The organism is Sporacetigenium mesophilum DSM 16796 (genome assembly GCF_059569055.1).
Genome location: NZ_JCANUR010000001.1, coordinates 542026 through 567766, shown reverse-complemented (window position 1 = coordinate 567766; position 25741 = coordinate 542026). Strand labels below are relative to the sequence as shown.

Annotated in this window: 27 protein-coding genes; 4 read left to right on the top strand and 23 right to left on the bottom strand. The window is 30.4% G+C overall.

Annotated features, from left to right (window positions below):
• Positions 1 to 78: 78 nt before the first annotated feature.
• Positions 79 to 1299, bottom strand: a complete 1221-nt coding sequence (locus BS62_RS02885) for an RtcB family protein (RefSeq protein ID WP_496489734.1) — start codon at positions 1297 to 1299, stop codon at positions 79 to 81.
• Between the two features lie 401 nt (positions 1300 to 1700).
• On the opposite strand from BS62_RS02885, the gene BS62_RS02880 reads away from it, so the two are divergent.
• Positions 1701 to 2321: a CAP domain-containing protein gene (locus BS62_RS02880; protein WP_496489733.1), complete on the top strand. Its 621-nt coding sequence runs from the start codon at positions 1701 to 1703 to the stop codon at positions 2319 to 2321.
• Positions 2322 to 2452: 131 nt separating this feature from the next.
• On the opposite strand, the gene BS62_RS02875 is transcribed toward BS62_RS02880, so the two are convergent.
• The 7 genes from BS62_RS02875 to BS62_RS02845 form a co-directional block, all read right to left on the bottom strand.
• Positions 2453 to 2803: a DUF1048 domain-containing protein gene (locus BS62_RS02875; RefSeq protein WP_496489732.1), complete on the bottom strand. Its 351-nt coding sequence runs from the start codon at positions 2801 to 2803 to the stop codon at positions 2453 to 2455.
• A gap of 2 nt (positions 2804 to 2805) precedes the next feature.
• Positions 2806 to 3177 (bottom strand): DUF1048 domain-containing protein, encoded by a 372-nt coding sequence (locus BS62_RS02870; RefSeq protein WP_496489731.1) that lies wholly within the window; start codon positions 3175 to 3177, stop codon positions 2806 to 2808.
• The gene (locus BS62_RS02865) at positions 3170 to 3502 is read right to left on the bottom strand and encodes a PadR family transcriptional regulator (protein ID WP_496489730.1); all 333 of its coding nucleotides are present in this window, start codon (positions 3500 to 3502) and stop codon (positions 3170 to 3172) included. The genes BS62_RS02870 and BS62_RS02865 overlap by 8 nt, the downstream gene beginning before the upstream one ends.
• 164 nt (positions 3503 to 3666) lie before the next feature.
• The gene (locus BS62_RS02860; protein ID WP_496489729.1) at positions 3667 to 5001 is read right to left on the bottom strand and encodes a WD40/YVTN/BNR-like repeat-containing protein; all 1335 of its coding nucleotides are present in this window, start codon (positions 4999 to 5001) and stop codon (positions 3667 to 3669) included.
• 158 nt (positions 5002 to 5159) lie between these two features.
• Entirely contained in the window at positions 5160 to 6044 is an 885-nt protein-coding gene (locus BS62_RS02855; RefSeq protein WP_496489728.1) for a C40 family peptidase, read from the bottom strand.
• A 226-nt stretch (positions 6045 to 6270) separates the two neighbouring features.
• Positions 6271 to 7572 (bottom strand): YeeE/YedE family protein, encoded by a 1302-nt coding sequence (locus tag BS62_RS02850; protein WP_496489727.1) that lies wholly within the window; start codon positions 7570 to 7572, stop codon positions 6271 to 6273.
• A 168-nt stretch (positions 7573 to 7740) separates the two neighbouring features.
• A complete protein-coding gene (locus BS62_RS02845) occupies positions 7741 to 9438 on the bottom strand; it encodes an FAD-dependent oxidoreductase (protein WP_496489726.1) in 1698 nt (565 codons plus the stop codon).
• 253 nt (positions 9439 to 9691) lie between these two features.
• Between BS62_RS02845 and BS62_RS02840 the strand changes: the two genes are divergently transcribed.
• The gene (locus tag BS62_RS02840) at positions 9692 to 10594 is read left to right on the top strand and encodes a LysR substrate-binding domain-containing protein (protein ID WP_496489725.1); all 903 of its coding nucleotides are present in this window, start codon (positions 9692 to 9694) and stop codon (positions 10592 to 10594) included.
• A 24-nt stretch (positions 10595 to 10618) separates the two neighbouring features.
• Here BS62_RS02840 and BS62_RS02835 read toward each other — a convergent pair whose 3' ends face one another.
• The 6 genes from BS62_RS02835 to BS62_RS02810 form a co-directional block, all read right to left on the bottom strand.
• Positions 10619 to 11146 (bottom strand): YeeE/YedE thiosulfate transporter family protein, encoded by a 528-nt coding sequence (locus BS62_RS02835; protein WP_496489724.1) that lies wholly within the window; start codon positions 11144 to 11146, stop codon positions 10619 to 10621.
• Positions 11147 to 11164: 18 nt separating this feature from the next.
• Positions 11165 to 11389 (bottom strand): sulfurtransferase TusA family protein, encoded by a 225-nt coding sequence (locus BS62_RS02830; protein WP_496489723.1) that lies wholly within the window; start codon positions 11387 to 11389, stop codon positions 11165 to 11167.
• Positions 11390 to 11402: 13 nt separating this feature from the next.
• Entirely contained in the window at positions 11403 to 12095 is a 693-nt protein-coding gene (locus BS62_RS02825; protein ID WP_496489722.1) for a YeeE/YedE thiosulfate transporter family protein, read from the bottom strand.
• Between the two features lie 227 nt (positions 12096 to 12322).
• Entirely contained in the window at positions 12323 to 13123 is an 801-nt protein-coding gene (locus BS62_RS02820) for an ABC transporter ATP-binding protein (protein WP_496489721.1), read from the bottom strand.
• A 69-nt stretch (positions 13124 to 13192) separates the two neighbouring features.
• Positions 13193 to 14260 (bottom strand): taurine ABC transporter substrate-binding protein, encoded by a 1068-nt coding sequence (locus BS62_RS02815; RefSeq protein WP_496489720.1) that lies wholly within the window; start codon positions 14258 to 14260, stop codon positions 13193 to 13195.
• Between the two features lie 29 nt (positions 14261 to 14289).
• Positions 14290 to 15075, bottom strand: coding sequence for an ABC transporter permease (locus tag BS62_RS02810; RefSeq protein WP_496489719.1), 786 nt, complete (start codon positions 15073 to 15075; stop codon positions 14290 to 14292).
• Positions 15076 to 15496: 421 nt separating this feature from the next.
• Here BS62_RS02810 and BS62_RS02805 point away from each other — a divergent pair, with 421 nt between their 5' ends.
• Complete coding sequence (locus BS62_RS02805; protein ID WP_496489718.1) at positions 15497 to 16108, top strand: nitroreductase family protein; 612 nt, start codon at positions 15497 to 15499, stop codon at positions 16106 to 16108.
• A 56-nt stretch (positions 16109 to 16164) separates the two neighbouring features.
• Here the strand turns inward: BS62_RS02805 and BS62_RS02800 are convergent, their stop codons facing one another.
• Entirely contained in the window at positions 16165 to 16923 is a 759-nt protein-coding gene (locus BS62_RS02800) for an HpcH/HpaI aldolase family protein (protein ID WP_496489717.1), read from the bottom strand.
• A gap of 25 nt (positions 16924 to 16948) precedes the next feature.
• Positions 16949 to 17584, bottom strand: a complete 636-nt coding sequence (locus BS62_RS02795; RefSeq protein ID WP_496489716.1) for an oxygen-binding di-iron domain-containing protein — start codon at positions 17582 to 17584, stop codon at positions 16949 to 16951.
• 205 nt (positions 17585 to 17789) lie between these two features.
• Between BS62_RS02795 and BS62_RS02790 the strand changes: the two genes are divergently transcribed.
• Entirely contained in the window at positions 17790 to 18362 is a 573-nt protein-coding gene (locus tag BS62_RS02790; RefSeq protein WP_496489715.1) for a nitroreductase family protein, read from the top strand.
• Between the two features lie 46 nt (positions 18363 to 18408).
• On the opposite strand, the gene BS62_RS02785 is transcribed toward BS62_RS02790, so the two are convergent.
• The 7 genes from BS62_RS02785 to BS62_RS02755 form a co-directional block, all read right to left on the bottom strand.
• On the bottom strand, positions 18409 to 18972 hold the full coding sequence (locus tag BS62_RS02785) for an NUDIX hydrolase (protein ID WP_496489714.1): 564 nt from the start codon (positions 18970 to 18972) through the stop codon (positions 18409 to 18411).
• 166 nt (positions 18973 to 19138) lie between these two features.
• Positions 19139 to 19882, bottom strand: a complete 744-nt coding sequence (locus BS62_RS02780) for a PepSY domain-containing protein (protein WP_496489713.1) — start codon at positions 19880 to 19882, stop codon at positions 19139 to 19141.
• Between the two features lie 119 nt (positions 19883 to 20001).
• Positions 20002 to 21414 (bottom strand): sensor histidine kinase, encoded by a 1413-nt coding sequence (locus BS62_RS02775; protein WP_496489712.1) that lies wholly within the window; start codon positions 21412 to 21414, stop codon positions 20002 to 20004.
• Positions 21414 to 22070, bottom strand: a complete 657-nt coding sequence (locus BS62_RS02770) for a response regulator transcription factor (RefSeq protein WP_496489711.1) — start codon at positions 22068 to 22070, stop codon at positions 21414 to 21416. Before BS62_RS02770 ends, BS62_RS02775 begins: the two co-directional genes overlap by 1 nt.
• A gap of 162 nt (positions 22071 to 22232) precedes the next feature.
• Positions 22233 to 23675 (bottom strand): MATE family efflux transporter, encoded by a 1443-nt coding sequence (locus BS62_RS02765; RefSeq protein WP_496489710.1) that lies wholly within the window; start codon positions 23673 to 23675, stop codon positions 22233 to 22235.
• Between the two features lie 130 nt (positions 23676 to 23805).
• Positions 23806 to 24483 carry an N-acetylmuramoyl-L-alanine amidase gene (locus BS62_RS02760; protein WP_496489709.1) on the bottom strand — a complete coding sequence of 226 codons (678 nt, stop codon included), beginning with the start codon at positions 24481 to 24483 and terminating at the stop codon, positions 23806 to 23808.
• A 195-nt stretch (positions 24484 to 24678) separates the two neighbouring features.
• Entirely contained in the window at positions 24679 to 25593 is a 915-nt protein-coding gene (locus BS62_RS02755) for a DMT family transporter (protein WP_496489708.1), read from the bottom strand.
• Positions 25594 to 25741: the final 148 nt, after the last annotated feature.

Genomic DNA, 25741 nt, shown 5'->3' with positions numbered 1-25741 from the left:
TTTTTAAAAAGGCTATGAGTAATTAATTCTCATAGCCTTATGATCTGCATTTATATATTTAGGATTAAAACGTTCAGGTTAATTAGCTTTAAAATTGTATATAGGTCTTATAACATCTATTATCTCAACTGTTGGGTCTATATGTTTTAAAATATCATCTATAGATTTATATGCCATAGGAGCTTCATCTAATGTTTCTTCGTTTATAGATGTAGTCCATACATCTTTCATAACATTTTTAAATTCTTCTAGTGATAAATTCTCTTTTGCCTTAGACCTACTCATTAATCTACCTGCTCCATGAGGAGCTGAAAAATTCCAATCTTCATTTCCCTTTCCTACACCAAGTATACTTCCGTCCCTCATATTAATTGGAATTAAAACTTTTTCTCCATCATATGAAGATATACTTCCTTTTCTTATAATATTATCTTTAAAGTTTATATAATTGTGTATTGTATGGAAATAACTATAATTACTTATGTCATTATTAAACAAATGATCTAATATTATATTAGCCATGACTTCCCTATTTATCTTTGCGTACTCTTGGCATGTATCCATATCGTGTAGATACTGATCTCTATACTTTCCTGTTAAATAACATAAATCCTTTGGAAATTTAGGTGATAACATATTATATTTTTCATTTAATTTCTTTAGCTCGTCTTGAATTTCTTCTCTTCTTCCAGCTTCTTTGTATGATTTTATTAATGCTTCTCTTTCTTCATAATACTTTTCCTTACCACTACATATATCTATAGCTAAATCCTGATAATACTCAGCCACTTGTTTTCCTAAATTTCTACTTCCAGAATGTATAACTAAATATTTATTGTCTTCTTTATCTACATTTACTTCTATGAAGTGATTACCTCCACCTAAAGTTCCTATACTACGTTCTATCCACTTTGCTTTTTTAAGTTCTCTATAACAATATAATTCTTGAAGTTTAGGATATTTATATACTCTTCCTTCATGAACATTTTTACCTGATGGTACATATCTCCTAATAATTTCATCTAGTCTTGCTAAGTCTACATCTATTTTACCTAACTCTATAGTAAGCATTCCACAACCAATGTCTACCCCTACTATATTTGGAATTACCTTTTCTCCTATATTTGCCGTAAATCCAATTACACACCCTGCTCCTGCATGAACATCTGGCATTATTCTTATTTTACCTTCTTGTACAAATTCTTGATTACATAATTCTATTATCTGTTTTTCTGCCTTTTCATCTATATTGTCTGCAAAGATTTTAGCATAGTTATATTTTCCTTTAAGTTCAATCACGAAATTCTCCTCCATCTCAGGTTTTCTATTATATTTGATTCTTCAATTGTCGAAAGTATGACTATTTTATTCTATTTCTTAATTCCCTGTTGATATTCTGTAACCCTCTATCTCTTTTTCTTTTTTATCATGTATTTTATAGCAAACTCCTAAAGTGCTCTATAATAATCATCTAACATTTCAAGTTACATTACATATTTTAACCCCTTGGGTATTGAGGTATGTGGATTTTATCTACTGGAAGAATTTGTGGGTTTGAAAATATAAATCCTCATGCTATACTATGTTCATCGCAAAAGTTACAAAATAGTTACAAAATCACATTAAACAAAAAAATTCTCAAATTAACTTATAGATATGAATTTAATTTCCTAACTCTAAATCATAAGGAGGATACAACCATGATGAAAAGAGCTAAGAAAATATTATCATATACAATGTTAGGTATGTTATTAGTACTTCCTATGGCAAATAGCGCAGATGCTTTATCTAATACAACAACTACTTCTTATAACACTTATCTACAACAATACTTCAGTAAGTATTCTAAAACTCCTACTACAACTACAGTAAAACAACCAACTACAAGTACTAATACAACTACTCCTACTCAAGCACCAGCTCCAACTGGTGACTTTAGTGCATATCAACAAGAAGTATTAAATATAGTAAATAAAGAAAGAGCTGCAAAAGGATTAAACGCTCTTAAGTTTAATGCTGAATTATCAAAAGTTGCTACTGTAAAATCACAAGATATGATAGATAAAGGTTACTTTGATCATAATTCACCAACTTACGGTTCACCATTTGATATGATGAAACAATTTGGTATAACTTATAAATCAGCTGGTGAAAACATAGCTATGGGTCAAAAGACTCCACAAGAAGTTATGACTGCTTGGATGAACTCTGAAGGTCATAAAAAAAATATATTAAACTCTAGTTTTACTGAAATAGGTATAGGTATAGCTAAAGATAAAAACGGTAGATTATATTGGACACAAATGTTTATAGGTAGATAAAAATAAAATAAACAGGGAGGGTTTTTAATTAAAAACCCTCCCTGTTTATTTATAAAAGCGAATTATATTTAATTACATAATTTATAAATAATGCTAATTAAAAATAGCATATATCAACTGACTAAACAACTCTACTTATCATTATTTGTTCCAATTTTATTCAACATATTGCGGTTTAATTTTTCACGATAGTTATCGGTCCACTTTTTCGTGTCACGTATAAACTCGTCGCAAAAGCTAGCAACATCTTCTCCTGTCACTTCAAGAACATGTCTGCCATCTGCTACGCTAGTTTCAAACAACTCTATCAATTCCTCCTGAGTTTTCAGCATATCAGAACCGTCACCTCCTGCGAAACTCCACATATATTTATGCATTTTTTCAAATACAAACCTATAATCTTCTGGCAATTCTTCTACCCTTGCCATTTGCTCTTTATACTCTTTTTTATCACCAATCATTTTTTGGATTAACTTTATCATTATTATCTCCCCTTCTTATTAAATTTTTCCATAATCTCTGTATTTAGCTTTTTTTGTAATGTTTCAGAATTGGTTACATAGGCACTCATAAATTCATCACAAAACTTACCTACATCGCTTCCAATGACATCAATAACCTGTCTTCCATCTGCCGCGTTAGTTTCAAATAAATCTACTAAATCCATAAACATGGTCATATCCGTAAATATTGTCATGTCACCGCCAGGTGCGCCAACACTATACATATACTTTTGAATATTTTTAAATGCAAAGCTATAATCTTTTGGCAGTGCATCAACCCTCTTCATCATTTGTTTATATTCACGCTTTTCATCTAAGTCCCCTATTATCAATTTTATAAAATTATCAAACATTTTTTCTTGCCCCCTTTAATTGGTTTATTTTCGTAGAAACAAACTCCCATTTTTCCCAGAACTTCCTCAACTCCTCATGGCCTGCATCATTAAGCGTGAAAAACTTTCGTGGAGGTCCCATATCTGATTTCTTTTTTGTAATTTCTACCAATTTATTTTTCTCAAGTCGCACCAAGATGGTATAGACTGTTCCGTCTACAACATCTGAAAATCCAAGCTCATTTAACCTTTTAGTAATCTCATACCCATATGTTTCTTTATGGCTAATGATTTCAAGAACACAGCCTTCCAGTACACCTTTTAACATTTCTGTTATATTTTCCAAATGATTCACCTCTTCACTATCTAGTATTACTGGTATTTAGTATTACTTACTACCACTATATAGTATCACCAAGTAGCAGTGGTGTCAATATCGATATATATATTTTTTAAATATTTATATAAATTAAAAAAGACCTTTATATAAAAGGTCTCACTAATTATTTTTTATCCTATTTCTTTAGAAGGTGGCTCGAAGAATTCTACAAAGGACCATGTTTTTCCCATATCCTTTGATTTGTATTTGGCCATAATAGTACCTCCTTTGAAATCTCCTTGTTGTCCTTGTCCTACCAAAAGATAAAGTTCCCCATTTTCTAAATACGGAGTTTCTGGTTGTATGAAAGGTTCAAAGGTTGACCCCATCCATTCTTGTTTGTTAACAGGTAGCTTTATAGGTTCAAAGGTTTTACCTCCATCTACTGTTCTATAAAAATTAGTTTCTGCTCCTTCTACTTTTGGATAACTCATAAAGCCTATATTCTCATCTACAAAACCTCCTGAATGTAGGAGCCATGTGCTAGGTCCGTACCCAACTTCTTTCCATGTCTCACCGCCATTGGTTGTTTTATAAATAGTTTGTCCTTCTTGAGACATAGTTCTATCACTTGTTGCAATGACGTATCCTGCTTTTTCATTTGGAAAACTACAAAACTTCATTCTTGTACTAACTATGTTACTTATTTGTGAGGTTTTCCATGTAATTCCCATATCTTCAGAGTAAGTTATGGTAAGGGGGATTTCTCTAGTACCTCCATAAATAAAGGCAGTTTTCTCTGGTGTTATTATGTAACTTCTTTCTTGTAGCTTGTTATAATAAGCTCTTCCATCTCCAACTGATACCAAAATCTCTAGAGTCACAGGGACTTCTTTCCATGTAGTTCCTTTGTCATAGCTTACATAACAAATTTTATTTTCTATTTTATATGTATATTGTTGATCTTCGTATGGAATTTCAGATTCATATTTATTTTTATACTCGTCTCTTTCTTTTTCTCCACTAGTTTGATATTTTTCTAAATCATATCCTGCTGGCCTTTGTAATTTAGTTACAGTATAAATATAAGTTCCTTCTGATTTTTTTTCTTCTTCAAACCATAAAACCCATTGAGACTTAATTTTTTTATCCTCTACAAATCCATTCCAGTTATATGCACTGTTTTCATCTATTTTCTTTAATACAACTGAAAAATCAATTTGGATTACATTTGGTTCTTTTATTTCAATATCATTAATAGAATATTCTACTACCTTTTTGTTCCAAGGAACATATTTTCTGCTATACTGCTTATTATACTCTTCTAGCCATTTTTCCCCTACAACATTAAGGTCCATGATGTTAACTTCAACAGAAAACCCTTCAGCTGGTTGAAATTTCAGCTTACTTTGTTGGTATTTGTAATAACCTAAATAACAAGTAGCTATAATTAATATAACTATACAAATCCTAGCAAATATTTTCTTTATTTCCTTCCTTGACTTCTTCTTATTATTTATACTCATTTATCTCTCCTTCATTAATTTTTTTACTACATTTATACAAACACAAAATTGCCTTAACAATATAGTACCTTATTAACAATATCATGTTAAATAATTTTAGTGAAAATAAATAAATTCCAATAAAAAAAGCCTGATAATCAAATTATCAAGCTTTTTTACTAAGGTCTTCTAGACGTTATATATCTATCTTTATAGTAACCACTATTTATCTCAGATATTTTAACTACATCACCACTTTGTGGTGCATGTATCATTTTTCCGTTTCCTATATATATACCAACATGGCTTACTTTTCCGTTTGCACCTGAAAATATTAAATCTCCAGCTTGAAGTTCTCCCTTAGGTATATATTGACCATAATTACTTTGAGCTGCTGAAGTTCTAGGAATAGTTTTGCCTAAAGCATTCTTATATACATAGTAAGTAAGACCTGAACAGTCAAAAGAATTAGGTCCTTCTGCTCCCCATACATATTTTTTACCTAATTGTTTATAGGCTAATTCTAAAACAACTTCTCTTCCTTCTCCTCTAGTTGGAGCCTGAGTAGTTTGACTCATATTAGTTGTTAAATAAGAACTTGAAACCCATCCAATTGATCCATTTGATGTTTTTATTTTTGACCAAGTTCCACTTTTTTCTAGTATAGTTACAACTTGTCCCTTACTTACTGAACCGACTTTGGCACTTGAAGCTGATGAACTTTTTCTTACATTTAATGAAGATGCTGTTACCTTAGCTTGACCTTGAGAAGCTTGTGTACTAGTGCTTGTAGTGTTTCCTTTTGATACGTACTGAGATGATACCCAACCTGTTTTACCATTGCTCAGTTTTATTTTGTACCATCCATTTGATGATGACATTATTTCTACTGTATTACCTTTACTTACCGTTGCTACTTTACTGTAATTAGTTCCAGCTCCAGCTCTTACATTTAATGAGCTAGCAGTTATTGTACCTACTTCTTGTGCATAAGATTCATTTGTATTTATACCTAAGCTTAAAGCAGACATACTTATAGCTGCAACTATTATACCTTTATTCATTATGTATCCTCCTTGGGGGTAGTTATCCGCCGAATTGAGTTTGTATCGTCTTATGTATAATAATACACTATTTTCGACAAAAAGTGAATAAAAAGTTTCTTTGTAAGAATATTTCGATTATTATGTAAAAAAACAGCCTATCGATAGTCAAATAAAACTATAAATAAAAGGTACAATAAGAAAGCATCAGTCCTATATTTACAAATATAAGATTGATGCTTTTTATTTAGCAATTAATTTTTAATTTTTTTACTAACTTAATTCCTATTATTCCACCTATAGTTAATGATGGTAAGAATACCCATCCTGATAATGACATGTTAGATATTGCTGAATATAATGCTCCTATATTACATCCTGATGAAAGTCTAGCACCATATCCCATTAATAAACCACCTATTACATAGAAAAGAATATCTTTTAAATTGAATCCCATTTTTAATGAGAAACGTCCTGCTAGTAATGGAGCTATTAATGCACCTACTATTATTCCAAAGTTTCTCATTGAACCTGCATCATTCATGAATCCGCCATTTACAGCATCCATTTTATCTGCAAAGTATCCCCAGTTTGAAACATCTACATGGAATAACCAAGCTCCCCATTCAGCAAAAGTAGAAGTAACTCCCCAGCTCTTGCCTGATGTAAGTAAAACAACTAAGAACATAACTGTTAATAAAACTGCTCCTGTGAAGAAAGACCATCTTTGTACAAAGAACTTATGATAAGTTTCTTTGCTAAAGAATTTGTATTCTTCTGGTTGTGGTAATTCTTTTTCCCACTCAGCATATTCTAGTGGAATAAGAGTATTTGCTTTTCTTCTTTTATCTTCATATTTCTTTGAGAAAATATATATACCTAAAAATCCTAATAATGAAACTATTATAGCACCAAAATATCCGAAAACATCTGGTAAATAAACTTGTGCTCCTGCAGTAAAGAATATAGTTTCTTTCCACCAAGTTATATCATGCACTCCCCATAAAGTTCCAAGTACGAAGAACGGTAACACTATCCAAGATCTTACTTCACCTTCACCTGCATCTGTTAATGTTCCTGAAGCACATCCACCACCGAACATCATACCTATACCAAACAGTACTCCACCTAATACAGTACCCATATTAGTGTTATACACACTTTGAGTTCCTGGTATTACAGAAGCGCCTTCTGCTGCTCTAAATGCAACTTCTGCACCTTTAACATATGCACCATAATGTATTGCAGCTGTAACTAATAATGATATAGCAAGTAAAAACATTAATGCTTTTGTTAAACTTGATTCTCCAGTTATATAAAGTCTTCTTATACCTCCTGCAAATCCAAATCTTGACCTTTGCATTAAATAACCTATTGAAAGACCTATAATTAAGAATAATCCTAACTTAGCATCTTTTGTAGATTGATACATAGTCAATCCAATCATTGCGGCTAAAATTGCAAATCCAATTAATACTTGAGTTGTGTTTATGCTCCAGTCTGAACGTTGAGCAGACTGTGCCTTATTAAGTGTTTTAGTATTTTCCATGTCTACTTTCCTTTCTGTGTTTTCATATTTTTTATTAATTATTTTGTATAAGTTCGTTAATTAATTTTTTAACTTCATGTTGCATTATTCGACTTATTTTTTTATTTACTATACAAGTTTAACTATTATAATTATCAATAGTTAAACTTGTATTTATTAAACTAAATCTTATAGGAAGTTGTAATCAGTAACTATTTTTTCTCTTCCAGTTGTTTCATCAGTGAAGTATTCATAGAAAGATATTCCCATAAATCCACCTGAAACGTTGTAAATATTATCAAATCCTAAACCTTGAAGTGCCATTAATGCATTGTAACTTCTTTGTGCACTTCTGCAGTGTAAGTAAACTGGTACATCTTTAGGTATTTCGTTTGTTCTTTGTCTTATTTCGCTAAGTGGTATGTTTTTAGCTCCTTTTATGTGGCTTAATTCATACTCATCTTTTTCTCTAACGTCTATTATACAAGCTCCACTTTCTACTAAACCTCTTACGTCTTTTTCACGTACTTGCTTGAATTCTCCGTGTAATAAGTTAGTAGCAACATATCCAGCAAAGTTAACTACGTCTTTAGCTGTTCCAAATGGTGGTGCATAACATAATTCTAAATCTCTTAAATCATCTATAGTTGCTCCAAGTTTTATAGCAGTAGCTATAACGTCCATTCTCTTATCTACATTACCTCTACCTATTGCTTGAGCTCCTAATACCTTTCCTGTTGGTACTTCGTAAAGTAATTTGAAGTGTAGTGGTTCAACACCTGGCATTAAACCAACCTTATCTCCTGGTATTACTTTAGCTACTTCGTATTTTATGTTTAAGTTAATAGCTTCTATCATTTCTTCGTTTAATCCTGTTGAAGCTGCATTGTAATCAAAACATTGGATTACCGATGAACCTATAAATCCTGTGTTTCTTACAACTTTTCCATGTATATGATCAGCTACTTGTCTTGCTTGCTTTTGAGCAGGTCCTGCTAATGGTAATTTAACTGTTCTTCCTGCTACTGCGTGAAATACTTCTATTGCATCTCCAACTGCATATATATCTTTATCGCTAGTTCTGTAGTTTTGATCTACTTTTATAGCTCCTGTTTCTCCTAATTCAAGTCCAGCTTCAACTGCAAGCTTAGTTTCTGGAAGTACACCTATAGCCATAACTACTGCTTGAGCTTCTACTTTTTTACCTGATTCTAAAACAACTGTATCCTTTTCAAAAGAGCTTACTTTATCTCCTACTATTAAGTTTACTCCATGATCATGCATTTCTTTGTGTAGTATTTGAACCATATCATAGTCAAAAGGTCTCATTATATGTGGAGCAGCTTCTATTAAACTTACATCGTGTCCTGCTTCTCTTAAGTTCTCAGCACATTCAACACCTATGAATCCTCCACCTATTACAGATACTTTAGTTATACCCATTGCTTTTACGGCTTGGTTTAATCTATCTATATCTATAACGTTTCTTACTGTAAATACTTTTACATCTTCAATTCCTTTTATAGGAGGAACTATTGCTCTAGCTCCTGGAGATAATATTAATTTATCGTAGTTTTCTTTGTACTCTTCTCCAGTTATTGTATTTCTAACTGCAACTTCTTTATTTTCTCTATCTATAGATACTACTTCGTTATGTACTCTTGCGTCTATGTTGTATTGAGCTGCAAACTTAGCTGGATTCATAAGCACTAAGCTATCAGCGTTTTCTACTGTTCCACTTAAGTGGTATGGTAGACAACAGTTTGAAAATGATACGTGTGGATCTCTTTCAAACATTATTACTTCATCTTTTTCATTTAATCTTCTTAATCTTGCTGCTGTAGAAGCACCCCCAGCAACTCCACCTACTATTAGATATTTACTCATATATTTCCCTCCAATTTTTATAATGTTTTCATCTAACACTTTGTTAAATTTATTTCATTCGACATGTTAATTATAATACAATGTAAAGCGTTTTCATAATAAGCAAGTGTTATACACCATAACAGATCGTTATGTAATAATTTTACATTGTAAAACCACTAATTATAATAAACTTCCTTTTTTGTTGTATTTATTTATATTAAAAGTAATGTTACAATATAGATAGTATCTTAAATTCTGAGGATGTGAAAATATGAACCTTGAATATCTGCAATCATTTTATATGACTGTGAAGTACAACAGTATATCAAAAGCAGCTGCTGCCCTTCACCTTACTCAACCAGGACTTAGCATGCAGCTTAAAAACTTAGAAAAAGAACTTGAGGCTAAACTATTAATAAGAAGTAATAAAGGTGTCAAATTGACAGAAGAAGGTAAAGTTGTATATAACTATGCAGATACTATTCTATCGCTTAAAGGAAATATAGAAAGAGACATTAAGAATTTGCAACAGGATAAACCAAGATTAATTATTGGATCTTGCAAAAGTGTTGGCGAATACGCTCTTCCTTGTAGTATATTTATTTTTAAAAAAGAAAATAAAGAAGTAGATATAAACATGGAAGTGGTAAACTCTTCTAAAGTTATAGAAAATTTATGTGATCATTCTATTAATATTGGAATTATTCAAGATGACCCTAAAGAAGATAGTATAGCTACAGAGTATATAGCTTCAGATGAGCTTATCTTAGTCGGAGCTAGTGATAATGAAATAATTTGTGATAATGAAATAATTTCTATAGAAAAATTAAAGACAATACCTTTAATTTTACGTGAAAAAACTTCTAATGCAAGATATTTAATTGAAAAAAAGTTTCGTGAAAAAGGAGTTTCTTTAGAAGAATTCAATGTTATTTATGATTTAAATTCACCAGAGGCAATTAAATCTTCTATTTCTGCAGGAAACGGTTTTGCTTTTTTACCTAGACTAATAGTTGATAAGGAGTTAAAGAAAGGCTATCTTAAACAAATTCATGTTGAAGATATTAAGATAGAATTTAATTATTATATTGCTTATAGAAAAAATTATACATTTACTCAACATGAGCAAATGTTTGTAGATTTCATTATTTCTAAAAAAAGAGGTTTTTGTTAAAAAAATAAGGAGGATTTTGTCCTCCTATAATAAATATTTTGTTAATATTTTGGTTCCTACCCAAGCTCCTAAAACAACAAATATCCAGTAAACCCATGCATGTAGAGAAAATGATGGTATCCCACTAAAAAAACTTCCAATATTGCATCCAGAAGCAAGTCTAGCCCCATATCCCATCATAATTCCTCCAGTTAAAGCAAATGCAAAATGTTTTTTATTTTTTATTTTTTTGAAACTAAATTGAGATGATAATAATGTTGCTATTAAAGAACCTGAGATTACTCCAATATTTAAAATAGTGTATTTATTTATGAGTATACTGTGATTTGAAATTATATCTCCATATCCAGCCTCAAGTATTTTAAAAAACTCCCATTTAAATGGATCTAATCCAATCCATTCTAATATCTCTGAACCCCATAGTAAAAATCCACTAGTAACATGCCATGTAGTTCCACTTACAGATAATAAAACTACGTTTAGTGTACCTAATAAAACACCTCCAACCCAATAAGGCCAAGGTTTTTTTAGCCATTTAACTATAGATTCCATTTACTCACCTCTATCTCATTAAGGTTTTTGAATATAAACTTCCCATTCACCATCATTCAATTCAACTACCCTTATGGGGTAATTATTTTGCTCTCCCCATTCTTCTACAATAGCTCCTATACAGCTTTGATCAGAATGTAAAATCAAAATGTCTCCAGATTTCATTTTTTTTAATTCCTTTACTGCTTTTATTAAAGGAATAGGACATGCTTCATATAAACAATCCAGATTCTTTACTGCCATAAAAATTCCTCCATTACTTACATTTTAGTCTATTATTTTCATACCATGCTGCTATAATATATAAAGTAATTAAAATAATCATTTGGCATATAACAACAATTTTTAAATCTACATACTCTGGGAAATAAATTACTTTTGCACTACTAATAATTTTATCATACCAAATTGAGTAGTTTTTAGCTCCTAAGACACTCCCAATTGTAATGCCTAAAAGGGTAACCCATTGAAGAGAATGTCCCTCACCAATTCTCATCAATATTCCTGATGCGCATCCCCCTGCAATAGTCATTCCAATTCCAAATATAAATGCTCCAATTACAATATGAATACCTACTGAGGCTATAGTTCCTGGAATATGACTATAATCTATGGTATTACCTTCAAGGTATAAGTATTGAATTATAGAAAAACCTATAGTACTTATCATAAGAGCAAGTAACAACCCTCTAAATAGTTTTGTGTTTCCCATAAGAAAAGGATCTCTAAATGCTCCCGCAAAACAAAATCTAGAGTATCTTAATGTAATTCCAATCGCAATTCCTACAACCCAATAGGCAAGGTTTTGATGATTATTTTTCCAAAGAAACACACCAACAATTGTTGCAACAATAATAACTATAATTGCATAAGGAATTTGGCTCTTTTTTTTCTTTATGGATTTTCCTTGACGTTGCTGTATTAATGCCTCAATTTCATTTGATACCATAATTATCACCCTCTAGGTAAATATTTTGTATTTATCAATTATTTGCATAATAATATTATATTTATTTAACCTTAAGTTATTTCGACATTATAATACTTTTTAAGCTAAATATATCTTAATTATAACATAATCACATTCATTTAATATTTAAGTTATTTAAATACATTATGTTAAATAAAGTAAAAAGCCTAACATCTTGTAAATTAAGATGCGAGGCTTTCATTTTGCTATTCCTCAGTCTGGTTATTAATAATATCTAAGATTTCATCCTTAATATTAAAATATTCATCTCCATATTTTACATGTCCTGAATTATTACCAAATATTGAGTTAGTAAAGTTAACGTTAAACTCCTTTAATATGGTTCCAGGGCGTTTTGACATTACAATAACTCTTGTGCCAAGTGATAATGCCTCATCAATGTCATGAGTAATCAATAGTATGGTACTTTTATTCTCATTCCATATATTACGAATTAATGCTTGCATATTAACTCTAGTAAGTGCATCTAAAGCTCCAAATGGCTCATCCATAAGGATTACCTCAGGATAATTAGCCAAAACCCTAGCAAGTGATACCCTCTGTTTCATACCTCCTGAGAGCTCGAATGTAGACTTATCACCAAATCCAGTTAACTTAACTTGATCTAGAAAATGAGTTCTTATTTGTTCTATTTCATCTTTTGGAAGTCCTCTCATTTTAGGACCAAATTCAACATTGTCAGATACGCTCATCCATGGGTATAGTGTTGGAGATTGAAATACAACACCTCTATGACAGTCAGGGCCATTTATAGGTTCTCCCTTCATCAAACATGTCCCCTTTGTAGGTTTAAGATAACCTGCAATAATTTTTAACAAGGTACTTTTTCCACATCCAGATGGGCCTAAAACACATACAAATTCGCCTTGTTTAATTTGTAAATTTATATTGTCTAGCGCTAGAGTCTGATTCTTCTTTGCATTGTACTCTAGTTGTAAATCTTTAATATCTATTAAAATATCTTTACTAATTTTATTTTCCATCATTTAAACGCCTTTCTAAACCAATTCACCCACTACATAAAAGTTATATATAGTGGGTGGACTAATTTCAAATTATTTATTATTCTTCTCTATTGATTTTTGAATATATAATGGATTTACATAATCATTAAACTCTTCTTGTGTAGGAGAATTTTTAATTGATCCTTGATCTTTTAAGAAATCTGATGTATCTTTCATAACAGTTGCAAATGCACCTGGCTTTTCACTAGTTCCAAAATAATCTTCACCTATTAATTCTTCTGGTATAAGCCAAATAGAACCTTTCATCTGCATTAGTGCATCCTCTGGTGTTATTTCAAGTTCTTTAGCAACAATTTCTGCTGCTTTTTCTGGATTTTCTCTGTATATATCTGCTGCTTCTGTTAAACAAGATATAAAATCAGCTACTAAATCTGGATATTGCTGTGCAAATTCTTTTCTTACTAAATCTATATTAGCTGTTATATAGCCTTCTTTTGCCATGTCTTCACTTGAAACAATCATTTTTCCATCTTTTAATAGGTTCCCAAGAGATGGTTGCCAAGTATAAGCAGCTTGGATATCTCCTCTTTCCCAAGCTGCGACAATTTCTGTTGTTTGCATATCTAAAAGTTGTACTTTATCATCAATTCCAGCGTTTTTAAGAGCATTTAATAAACTGTAATGTGATGTAGATGCAAAAGGCGTAGCAACTTTTTTCCCAACAAGGTCTTCTATTTTGTTAATACCTGAACCATTTTTAACTGCTAAACCTTCAATTTCTCCAAGGGCTTCATGTATCCAAATCATTTCTACGTCAATTCCCAAAGATTTTGCTACGATACCATTTGTATTTCCCATTGTAGCAAAGTCGATACTTCCAGATGCCAATGCCTTATTAGCATCAACCCCTGAGTCAAACACAATAAAGTTACATTTAATACCTTTTTCTGTAAAATACTTATCAAATAGTCCTTCTGCTATTGCCAAAGTCTCATCGTTAGGAACTCTAAGAATACCAAAATTAATTTCCTTAGGTAAAGATGTTGAAGACTTTACTACTTCACTTGATTCTTTTGTAGTTTTGCCACATGCTGCAAGTGAACTTGCCATAACTCCTACTAACAACATTGTAATTACTTTTTTCCATAAACCTTTCATAATGATCCTCCTCTTTTTTGTCTAAAATTTTATACATGACCCTTCCAAAACACTATTTTCTTTTCTATATGTCGTAACACAACATCCATTAATATGCCTGTAACTCCCATTACTAAGATACCAACAAATATAACATCACTTTTTAAGTAATTAGATGCATCTAATACCATCCAACCTATACCCGATGTTGCAGCTACCATTTCAGCAGCAACTAATGTAGTATATGTTACACCTACTGCTGTCCTAAGCCCTGTAAAAATCTCAGGTAGACATGCAGGCAATACTATCTTAAAGAAAATGTTATTTTGGCTTGCACCTAATGATTTAGCACTTAATATGTAATCTTTATTTATCTTTGTAACAGCAGATACACAAGCAATATATATTGGAGCAAAACCTGCTAAAAATAGTAATGTAACTTTTGATGTATTATCAATACCAAACCATAAAATAAGCAATGTGTAGTACGCAAGGGGCGGTAGTGGTCTATAAAACTCAACTACTGAATCAATAATCGCCCTAACTTTTGTAGAATATCCGCTTAATAAGCCAAGAGGAATTGCAGTTATAATAGCAACCCCTAAAGCTATAAATAGTCTTTCAAAACTAGCTCCAAGGTGACTTAATAAGGAAACTCCATTGTAACCATCTTTCAAAATTTTTAAAAAAGTAACATATACATCATATGGCGATGGAACTAGAACTGATGAAACCAACTCTAATTTACTTATAAGGTGCCAAGTTCCTAAAATTACAACCCAAGTAGCTACCGTCAACATTTTTTCAGTTGTACTCTTCTTACTTTCTTTTTCCATAATTGTTATCCTTTCGTTCTATTCCTTTAATGTCATAAAAGATAAAATAAATTCAACAAACTAATATTTAAAAAGGTTAATTTTAACTTTGTTAAATTTATTTCAATCTATATGTTAATTATATTACATACTTAACCGTTTTCCCATTAACTAAGTCTTATGTAGCATAACAGATTGTTATATACAGACTTATTTATATTAAAAAAAGCCCTTTTAAAAGGACTTTTAGTATTTGGCATATAACTTCTTACTTTTCTAAATTTTCTAATGCCCATTTGTGCATTTGTTCTAATGTTGGAAGTAGTGTTTGTATAGTATCTTACTTTAAAGTGCATACTATTAAATTGAATTCTATATCTATATAATTAGTATATAAAATAAATAGAGTAACTACAACTTTATCAATCTTGGAGGTTTTTTTATGGAATTATTAAATGCAATAGAATCTAGAAGAAGTATAAGAAAGTTTAAGTCTGATGAAATACCACAAAAATATATAACTGAATTAATAGATGCAGGTAGATTAGCTCCTTCAGGAACAAATCTTCAACCTACACGTTATGTAGTAATAAAAAGTGAAGATGCAAGAAAAAAATTAAATGAATGTACTCCACTTCCTTTTGTAGGAGCTGCTCCAGTGGTAATTGCAGTTTGTGTTGATAATCAATCTATAGTTAAAACTGGAGATAGAATGAAAGAACTTAGAGAAGCTCAAGCTTTTGTAGGCACTCCACTTGATGATGTTGATCCTGGTGCTGATGCTAAAAAAGGAGGAAATATGGATGAGTTTACTATAAAAGCTTATTTAAACTTAAATGCTGCTATTGCAATTGACCATATAAATTTAAGAGCTGTTGATTTAGGACTTGGAACTTGTTGGGTTATGATGTTTGATCAAGAAAAGATTAAAAATATTTTAGGACTTGATGAAAGATATGACGTTGTAGCATTAATTCCTGTAGGATATCCAGATCAATCACCATCTCAAAGACCTAGACTTGATATGGAAGAAGTACTTATAAAAGAAATATAATATAACAAAGCCTATATTCAAAATTACTAGGTAATTAAGAATATAGGCTTTAAAATTTATTTAACCTTATTTACAATTTCCTTAAATGCACTTCCTATTAAAGTACAGTCCATTCCTATAGGAACATATCTAAAACCTTGCTCTATTCTTTTCTTTGCATCATCACTAGTCGTGGCAAATATTCCAGGTATCTTGTCATACTTTTTACAAATGTCCAATACTCTTTGTGCTGCTTCTTCGATTCTAGGATGTTTAACTTGTCCAGGAATTCCCATGGATTGACTCATATCAAATGGCCCTAAAAATATTACATCTATTCCAGGAGTTTTTGCTATATCTTCTAGATTTTCTAGTGCAGTTATATTCTCACAGTGAGATATAATCATTGTTTCTTTATTTGACTTTTCAAAGTAGTCCATTATTGGATATAGTCCATAATCGGAAGACCTTGGCATTGCTACCCCTCTTTTACCTTGTGGACTGTACTTTGCTCTTTGTACTAATAGCTTTGCTTCTTCTTCATTATTTATCTGAGGAACCTGTATACCATGAGCTCCTACATCCAAGTGTTTTAGTATAACTGTTTCAGAATTTTCTCTAACACGTACAATAGGTGTCATGTTGTGAAGCTGGGCTGCACGAATTAAATTCATAGTTGTTTCTGCATCCATTGGTCCGTGTTCAGCATCTATTATAACGAAATCAAAACCTGTTAATCCCATTATTTCAACTAAGTCATGACTATTCATAGATACAAATGTACCAATTGCAGATTTTCCCTCTTTAAGCATTCTTTTTAACTTGTTTTCAAACATAGTAATCCCCCTTTTAATAAATCACTTATAGTCTAACACATGGGCCATGGCCAGTAGCTATAAACTCAGGCTTTAATTTTAATAAATTTTCTTTAATTTCATATCTTTTATCAGGATCTGGTATTTGTTCATGAGTAATACTGTTTACTTCATTTTCCCAATGGCTTTGTATTACTTTGCCACTTGCTTCACCTAATCTAAACATTAAATCACTGCTGAAGAATATTCCGTTTTTGTTTTCAACCATGAGTAATCCTTCCCATAAGTGCATTTCAGAAACATAACTTATAAATTCTAGTTCATAATCATTTGTAGTTAGTTTTTCACCAGGCTTTTTAACAATAAAATCATTTGCTATTCCAAAACCACTTAACTGTCTTGCTGTAATTTCAGAACATACTGGCTTAGCTTCTGGGAATTCTTTTAATATTTCTGATAATCCTCCACATTCATCTGATTCAAAATGTGAAATTAATATATATTTTAATGTTTTTCCATTTAAAGCATCTTTGATTTGTTGTACTAATACCTTTGCTTGTTGAATATTTCCTGTATGTACTAAAACAGCTTCATCAGCTAGTAATAAATATTGATGAAACGTAAGGTCGATAGGTGGTACATAACTGCTAAATTGATATAAATTTTCATGTATTGCTATCATATAAATCTTCCCTTCTTATTTTATTTGTTAATGTCTGTTTTGATTTTTACCTAATATCTATATCATATCCTAGAGAATATATATAATACAATATTATATTACCCATAATTTTCCTGTAAATCATTATTTATTATTTACAATTTTTGGTATAAATATATAATTAATATATAAAATAATAAAGTACTATATAGAAAGAGGTGTTTTTATGGAATTTTTAGACGTAGTTGAATCTAGAAGAAGTATAAGAAAGTTTAAATCTGATGAGGTACCAGAAAACTACATAACTGAACTAATTGAGGCAGGAAGATTTGCTCCATCTGGAATTAATATTCAGCCTACACGTTATGTAGTTATAAAAAGTAAAGAAGCAAGAAAAAAATTAAATGAATGTACTCCACTTCCATTTGTAGGAGCTGCTCCAGTTGTAATTGCATGTTGTGTTGATAATAGAGCAATGGATTCAGTTTTAGAAAGTATGAAAAACAGTGCTGATCCAGGTACAGATAATAAGAAATCAAGATTTTCAGATCTAGCTTCTGTGAAGGCTTATTTAAACTTAAATGCAGCTATTGCAATTGATCATATAACCCTTAGAGCTGTTGACTTAGGCCTTGGTACTTGTTGGGTTATGATGTTTGATCAAGAAAAAGCAAAAAATCTTTTAGGACTTGATGAAAGACATGATATAGTTGCATTATTACCTGTTGGTTATCCAGATCAATTTCCTTCACAAAGACCAAGACTAGATATAGAAGAATTACTTTTAAAAGAAATATAAATTAAAAATGGGGTGAATTAAATCCACCCCATTTTTAATACTTAAATTATATTTTTAACTCTTCTATTTTAGATACTATTTTACTGTATATTTTTTTCATATGTGGTTCGTTTGAATATGTATCTATTTCTTTTATAGGTATCCACTTAACTCCACTATTTTCATCAGGCTTAACTATAAGCTCTTCATTTTCATCGGCCTCAATTAAATAAGCAACTGATATATGTAAATGTGAAGATACATATTTTCCATTTTTTATATGCCCTTGTACAGGTATTATATCTAAGGATAAAATATCATTACTTACAGAATAAAGATTTTTTACTCCTGTTTCTTCTTCAACTTCCTTAAGTGCAACATACAATAAGTCTTCTTCTCCGTCTGCATGGCCCCCAGTCCATGCCCACGAGTTATATATATTATGATGTATCATTAAGACTTTATCCCTATTTTTGTTAACTACGAACCCTGAACTTGTCATGTGCACTATTTCGTTATCTCTTGTTAGGATATCATCAAACATCTCCAAACACTTTATAGTTATTTCTTTATCTTTTTCTTCTTGCTCATTAAAAGTTATATAATTTTTTATCGATTCAATGAAACTCATTGTTCACCCCTCCTTTAATATCTTATAATTAATCACCTTGCCATCCTTTTTTAATTATACACTAATTTTCTTTTGTTTTTATAAATTACGCAAAAAGGAGGGAAAAATTCCCCCCCTTAAATTTCATACTTAATTTCAATACTATATTAAGCATATCCAACTATTCTTATTTCCACCAACACACAATTTCATTAGTAGCACAGCTTATTACTACATTTATTTCTTTTCCATTATCAAATTTAGCTTCAACTTCTATTATACCTTTAGAACTTATATTAGACTGAATTGCTTGTATAGCTGCTCCGTTATTTAAGTTTTTTGACTTAATAAACTCAGCAACCTTAGACTCTGCCTCAGCTTTGCTTAATCCTTTAATTGTGTTTGATTGATTAGGTTTTTTACTAGACATACTAAGTACTTCTCCAGTTTCTGCATCTACGAAAACACTATTAGAATTATAACTTGTATTTGGCTGTGTCTTCCAAGAAACAACCCAAATGGATTTACCTTTATAAGATGCATCATTATGTGATTTATCAAAATAATCAGCTTGGATTGCCTTGTCATCAACGGTTACATTAATTTCAAATATATTCTTAACAGCATCTTTAGCTATTATAATAGCTTCATCTTTATTTACTTTAGCTGATATATTAGTTTGATTGAAATATTCCTCATTCTCATGAGATTCACCTTTTTTAATTATAGCTGCATCCTCAGTTGGTACACTATTAGCATCATCTGGATTTACTGGATCTTCATTTGATTGGACTTGTACAGTCATAAGTACATCTTTTTCTACTATATCATCATTTTGTGCTGCAAAAACCGCTCCACTTATACTTCCTACTACAATTAATGATGTTATTACAGTACTCATAACTTTTTTGTTGATTTTCAAATTATTCATTTCTAAATTACACTCCTTCTATTATATATTTGGATTTGGCCATTTCCAGCTACATTTTTAATTATATAAAACAGATATTTCATAAATACGGATTACTTGTAAAGAAGTTGTAATTTTTGTTAGAAGCTTATTTCGAACTTCGTACCTTTCCCTATTTCGCTACTTACCTTAATTTCACCACTGTGAAGTTTTACAATTTCTGCACAAATAGCAAGTCCTATACCTGCTCCTCCATTTTCTCTTGTTCTTGATTTATCAACCATGAAAAATGGTTCAAAAATACTTTCAATATCTTTTTCAGATATTCCAATTCCACTATCTATAACCTGGATTGCAATTTTATCATTTTCCTTTTTCAAGTTTAAATTTATGTTGCTACCTTCTTTAGATGCTTTTACTGCATTGTCTACTAAATTTGTAATTAGGATTTTGAACAAATCTTTGTCAACATTAGCTTTGCAATGCTGCAAATTGAGGTTTAGTGAAATAGTTTTGCTATCAAGTCTAGGCTTAAGGATTTCTGCCGTTTCATTACATAATATAAAGAGGTCTTCTTCTTTCATTTTAAAATCTTGTTTTTTTATAAGTATTAAATCCATGAGTTTAAAAGATAGGGCCTCAAGACGCTTACCTTCACTATAAATATAATCTAGTGACTCATAATAAATTTTTTCATTATATTTTGTAGACCTTAAAAAATCAGCGTAGCCTATTATAGACGTTAGAGGTGTTTTTAATTCATGGGTAAAAGATTCAATAAAATGTTGTTTAATATTTGCATTATTTTCTAATTCTTTTATCTTATCTTCTACTACTTCTGCCATTATATTAAAGTTTTCTGCTAGCAATCCTACTTCGTCTGTAGATTCAATTTTTACTCTTTCAGAAAAATCACCTCTAGCAATTTTTTGAGTTGATTTTGTAAGAATTGTTATAGGTCTAGTAAAATATCTTGTTAGTACATATAAGGCAGCAGCTAATAATAGTGCTATTATTATATTAATTTTTAAAAATAACTTATATTGGCCACTTCGGTCATCATATACACTTGAAATATCTCTTATATAAGTGAATTTATAAGTCTTATCCTTAATCTTCAATCCATTGGTTACAAATAAAAAGCTTTTGTCTTTAACATCTCGAATAATATAATTACGAGTATTAGTTAGAGAAATATCTAATTCAGCCCGTTTTTTATCATATTTATAGTTAAAATTTGAGTAAATAGGACTATTTTTCTCATCTAGAACTTCTATGAAAACACCTTTTTTGTCAAAATACTGAGTATTTGCCTGAAATGTCATTTTTAAAAAGATTGTCAATAAGTCCTGTGAATATTCAAATGTATCACTTGCAATTTGACTATTTGCGTGAAGGCTTGTGTGCAAGATAAGTTGTTCAGTAAGTCCACGTTCTATTTCTTTTTCTAAATTTTGATTAAAAGTATATTGAATAAGAAATGGTATACTTATATTAAACACCAATTCAAATAATATAAAGGTGCAAATAAATATTTTGTGCCACAATTTCATTATTTGATCTCCAATCTATATCCAAACTTATACACTGTAACGATTTTATTAGCCCAATCTAGTTTTTTTCTAAGCTTTTGTATATGAATATCTACAGTTCTTGTTTCTCCCAAGTAATCATAATCCCACACAAGTTCTAAAATTTTTTCTCTTGTAAGTGCCTTATTTTTATTACGAACAAGCAATAAAAGAAGTTCATATTCTTTAAGAGCCAAATCTACTATTTCCCCATTTTTTCTTACAAGTCTCTTTTCTTCATCTATTTCTAAATCATCACATTTTATTAAGTTATTATTACTGCTGTAGCGTCTTAATACAACCTCTATTCGTGCAAGAAGTTCCATTGCCTCAAAAGGCTTAACTACGTAATCTTCCGCTCCAATTTTAAGACCTTTTACCTTATCAGATAGCCCATTTTTAGCAGTTATAAAAATTACAGGTATATTTAAAGGACGAATTTTTTCTATAAGCTCAAATCCATCCATATCAGGTAGCATTACATCTAGGAGAATCAAATCAAATGTCTGATTTTCTAGTATTTTAAGTGCTTCATTACTGCTATATGCTTGTCTGCTATTATATCCTGCTACATCTAAATTTAAGTATATTAAATTTGATATAGCCTTATCATCTTCAACAACTAATATGCTTTTCATAGTGTCCTCCTTTTCCGTATACTACTTTAAGTTTAATTATAAGTTATTCAATAATTATCTCTAAGTTGTAAAGAAGTTGTAAAGTTTCATTTATCTTATTTCATTATAATATTTAAAAAGGAGAGTTCACACTCTCCTTTAATATTTCTAATATATTCTATTTTATATATCTTTTTTTGATTTTTCTTCTATTGGTTTATAGACCCCTTCATAACCACATTGCGCCATAGGCATTTGTTCTAAGTAATTTTCTTCAGATAATAACTTTTTAAACTGACTTGCAAAAACAATAACAGTGGTGCCAACCGCTATAATGTCTGATATAGGTTCTGCGAAAAATACTGCAAATACCTTGTCTGAAAAGAAATTTGGTAGAATATATATCATTGGTATCAATAAAATTATTTTTCTAAGTAATGCAAGGAAAAGGGAAACTTTTGCTTGCCCAATTGCTATAAAAGTCTGTTGACAGGCAATTTGAGCTCCAAGAACTAACCCTGCTCCCAGATAAATTCTCATTGCCCATGATGTAAGTTCCATAAGCTTAGGATCTTTACTAAATAAAGATACAAAGAATTGTGGGAATAACATCATAAATGCCCATAAAACAATTGAGAAAGTCAAAGCTGATATAATAAGCAATTTAAATGTAGCTTTAACACGGTCATAATTTTTAGCTCCATAGTTATAACTAATTATTGGCTGTGATCCTTGGGTTAATCCAGTTAAAGGTAGAAATATTAATTGCATCAAACTTGCCATAATTGTCATTGCTCCAACTGCAATATCTCCTCCATATCTTTGTAATGAAGAATTTAGAGCAATATTTAAAAGACTTTCAGTACTATGCATTATAAAAGGAGAACTTCCCAATAAAAGCACGGGAATTATAATTTCTTTTCTTAATTTCATATTTTTCTTATAAATTCTTAATTTAGTTTTTTTACCTAACATAAATCTAAGAACCCATATGGCAGAACAAGCTTGAGATATTACTGTTGCAATAGCTGCACCCCTAACTCCCATATTAAAACCAAATATTAAAATTGGGTCAAGAATTATATTAATAACAGCACCGATTAACACTGTCATCATACTAACTTTAGCAAACCCCTGCGTCGATATAAAAGTATTTAATCCCAATGTAATCATTACAAATATTGTTCCAATTACATATATATTTAAATATTGAAGTCCATAGATAATAGTTTCATTACTTGCACCAAACATCATTAATAATTTTTTACCAAAAGCAAGTAATATAACTGTTAGTGCTATTGAAAGAATTATTAATGATAAAAAACAATTCCCTAAAATTTCCTCAGCTTCATAATCTTTTTTTTCTCCCATTTTTATTGCTGCTCTTGGAGCCCCACCCATTCCTATTAGTGAGCTAAAAGCTGTAATAACCATTATAATAGGAAATGTCACACCAACACCAGTTAAAGCAGTTGATCCTATTTCTGGTATATGCCCTATATAAATCCGATCCACAACGTTATAAAGCATATTAACAATTTGTGCTATAATTGCTGGTAGTGCTAGACTCAGCAATAATTTTCCTACACTTTCTGTCCCTAACTTATTTGCCGTATTCTTATTCATGTAAAAACTCCTGTTCAATTTAATTTTTCAGTTATTTATTAAAAGACTTAGATATTCTAATACTATTGTATCATAAAAACTTACTAATAAACTTAATCAAAATTAAAAAGCCCTATAATGGGCTTTTAATTTAAATTTTGCTTGTAACTATAAAAGCATCTTTATATCCCTTGTTTTTAACTTCTTCAAGCATCTTATCTGCATTTTCTTTATCTTTGAAAGAACCTACAACTACTCTATAAACTACACCTTCATCCTTAGGCTTTTCTTCTACTACTTTATCCTTTATTTCTTTATTAAGTATTCCTTCTACAATGGCCTTTGCCATATCTTCAGGATTGTATATATTCATATCCCCAAGATTATCTATAAAACAACACTCAACAAGTAATGAAGGCATTTTAGTATGTTTTAAAACATATAGATCTGATCTTATCTTAACTCCTCTATTTTTATACCCTAAACTACTTATTTTATTACATATTCTTTGTGCCTCATCCTTAGCTTTAGAACTCTCTGAATAAACAAGAACTTCAGTACCAAATGCTCTACCGTTAAAAGCATTAAAATGTATACTTACAAATAAATCACAATTATTTGAATTGGCTGGCTCAACACACTTCTTAAGATATTCATTTTGTGAACTAGCATTATCTACTCTAGACTCTATTACTGTGTGACCTTCTTGTTTTAATAACTTAATAACTTCATCTGCTACCTTTCTATTTTCTGTGCTTTCAACTTTTATACCTATAGCTCCACTACCGGCTGAATTTAAAGTATGACCTGGATTTATACATATTTTCATATTTTACCCCCTGTATTAAGTTTCTAGATAAGCTTTAAGAGAAAGCCCTAAATTATAATATTTTTATATTTATTATTTAGTTACAAAAACTTATCTTATAGTCCTATTTTATTATTATCAGTAATTGTATTACCAATAAATAAGTTTAAAAAACCACTTAATATAGTGAGTTACTATACTAAGTGGTTATATTTATTATTCAATTAATTCCGCTTCTTTAGGAGTAATTTTTATCTGTGATACAAGTATTCCTATAAGTATAAGAATGCAACCTATATATCCTCTTCCACTCATAACTTCTCCAAGTAAAACTGCACCGCCTATAGCACCAAACACTGATTCCATACTTAATATTATAGCTGCATGAGATGGCTTAGCATTCTTTTGGGCTACAACTTGTAGGGTATACGCTACCCCTACTGATAAAAGACCCCCGTAAAGTATCGGAATTAAAGCCTGTGATATTCCGGTCATAGTAATACTTTCAAACATTACAGCTGTTATCAAACTTAATACTGAACATGTTGCAAATTGAATACATGATAATTTTAAAGAATCCATTTTATTAGAAAAATGATCTATTGTCAAAATGTGTATAGCCCAGAATACAGATCCTATAACCTCAAGTAAATCTCCATAACTTATATTAAAATTTTCATTTACACTTAATAGATATAGACCAATAACTGCCAGGCCTACTCCTATCCATGAGTTCTTTCCAATTTTTTGTTTTAAAAATATTCCTATGATTGGTACAAAAACCATATAAAGTCCTGTAATAAAGCTTGCTTTTCCAGCAGTTGTATAAATAAGACCAACTTGTTGCAGTGTTGCAGCTATATAGAGTACAACCCCAACTATTACTCCAGGTAAAATTGATTTCTTAGGAACTTCTTCTATAGTTTTATCCTCGATATTTTCATTTTTCTTTTTCTTATCAAAGTAAATTATTAATGGAATAAGTGAAAGACTCCCAATAGCAAATCTTATCCCGTTAAAAGTAAATGCTCCTACATACTGAGACCCTACTCTTTGTGCAACAAATGCAAACCCCCATATAGCTGCAGTAAGTAATAAGAGCATATTAGCGCGTAATGTTTTATTACTCATTTCATTTCCCCCTTTATATAGAATTTATAATAAATCTTATATTATTATAATACTACAATATTAGATTTTATGTCTTTGTATAAAATATGAATAAACACAGATTTTTTTGTACTTTATACAAAACAAATTTATGTAATATATTATTATA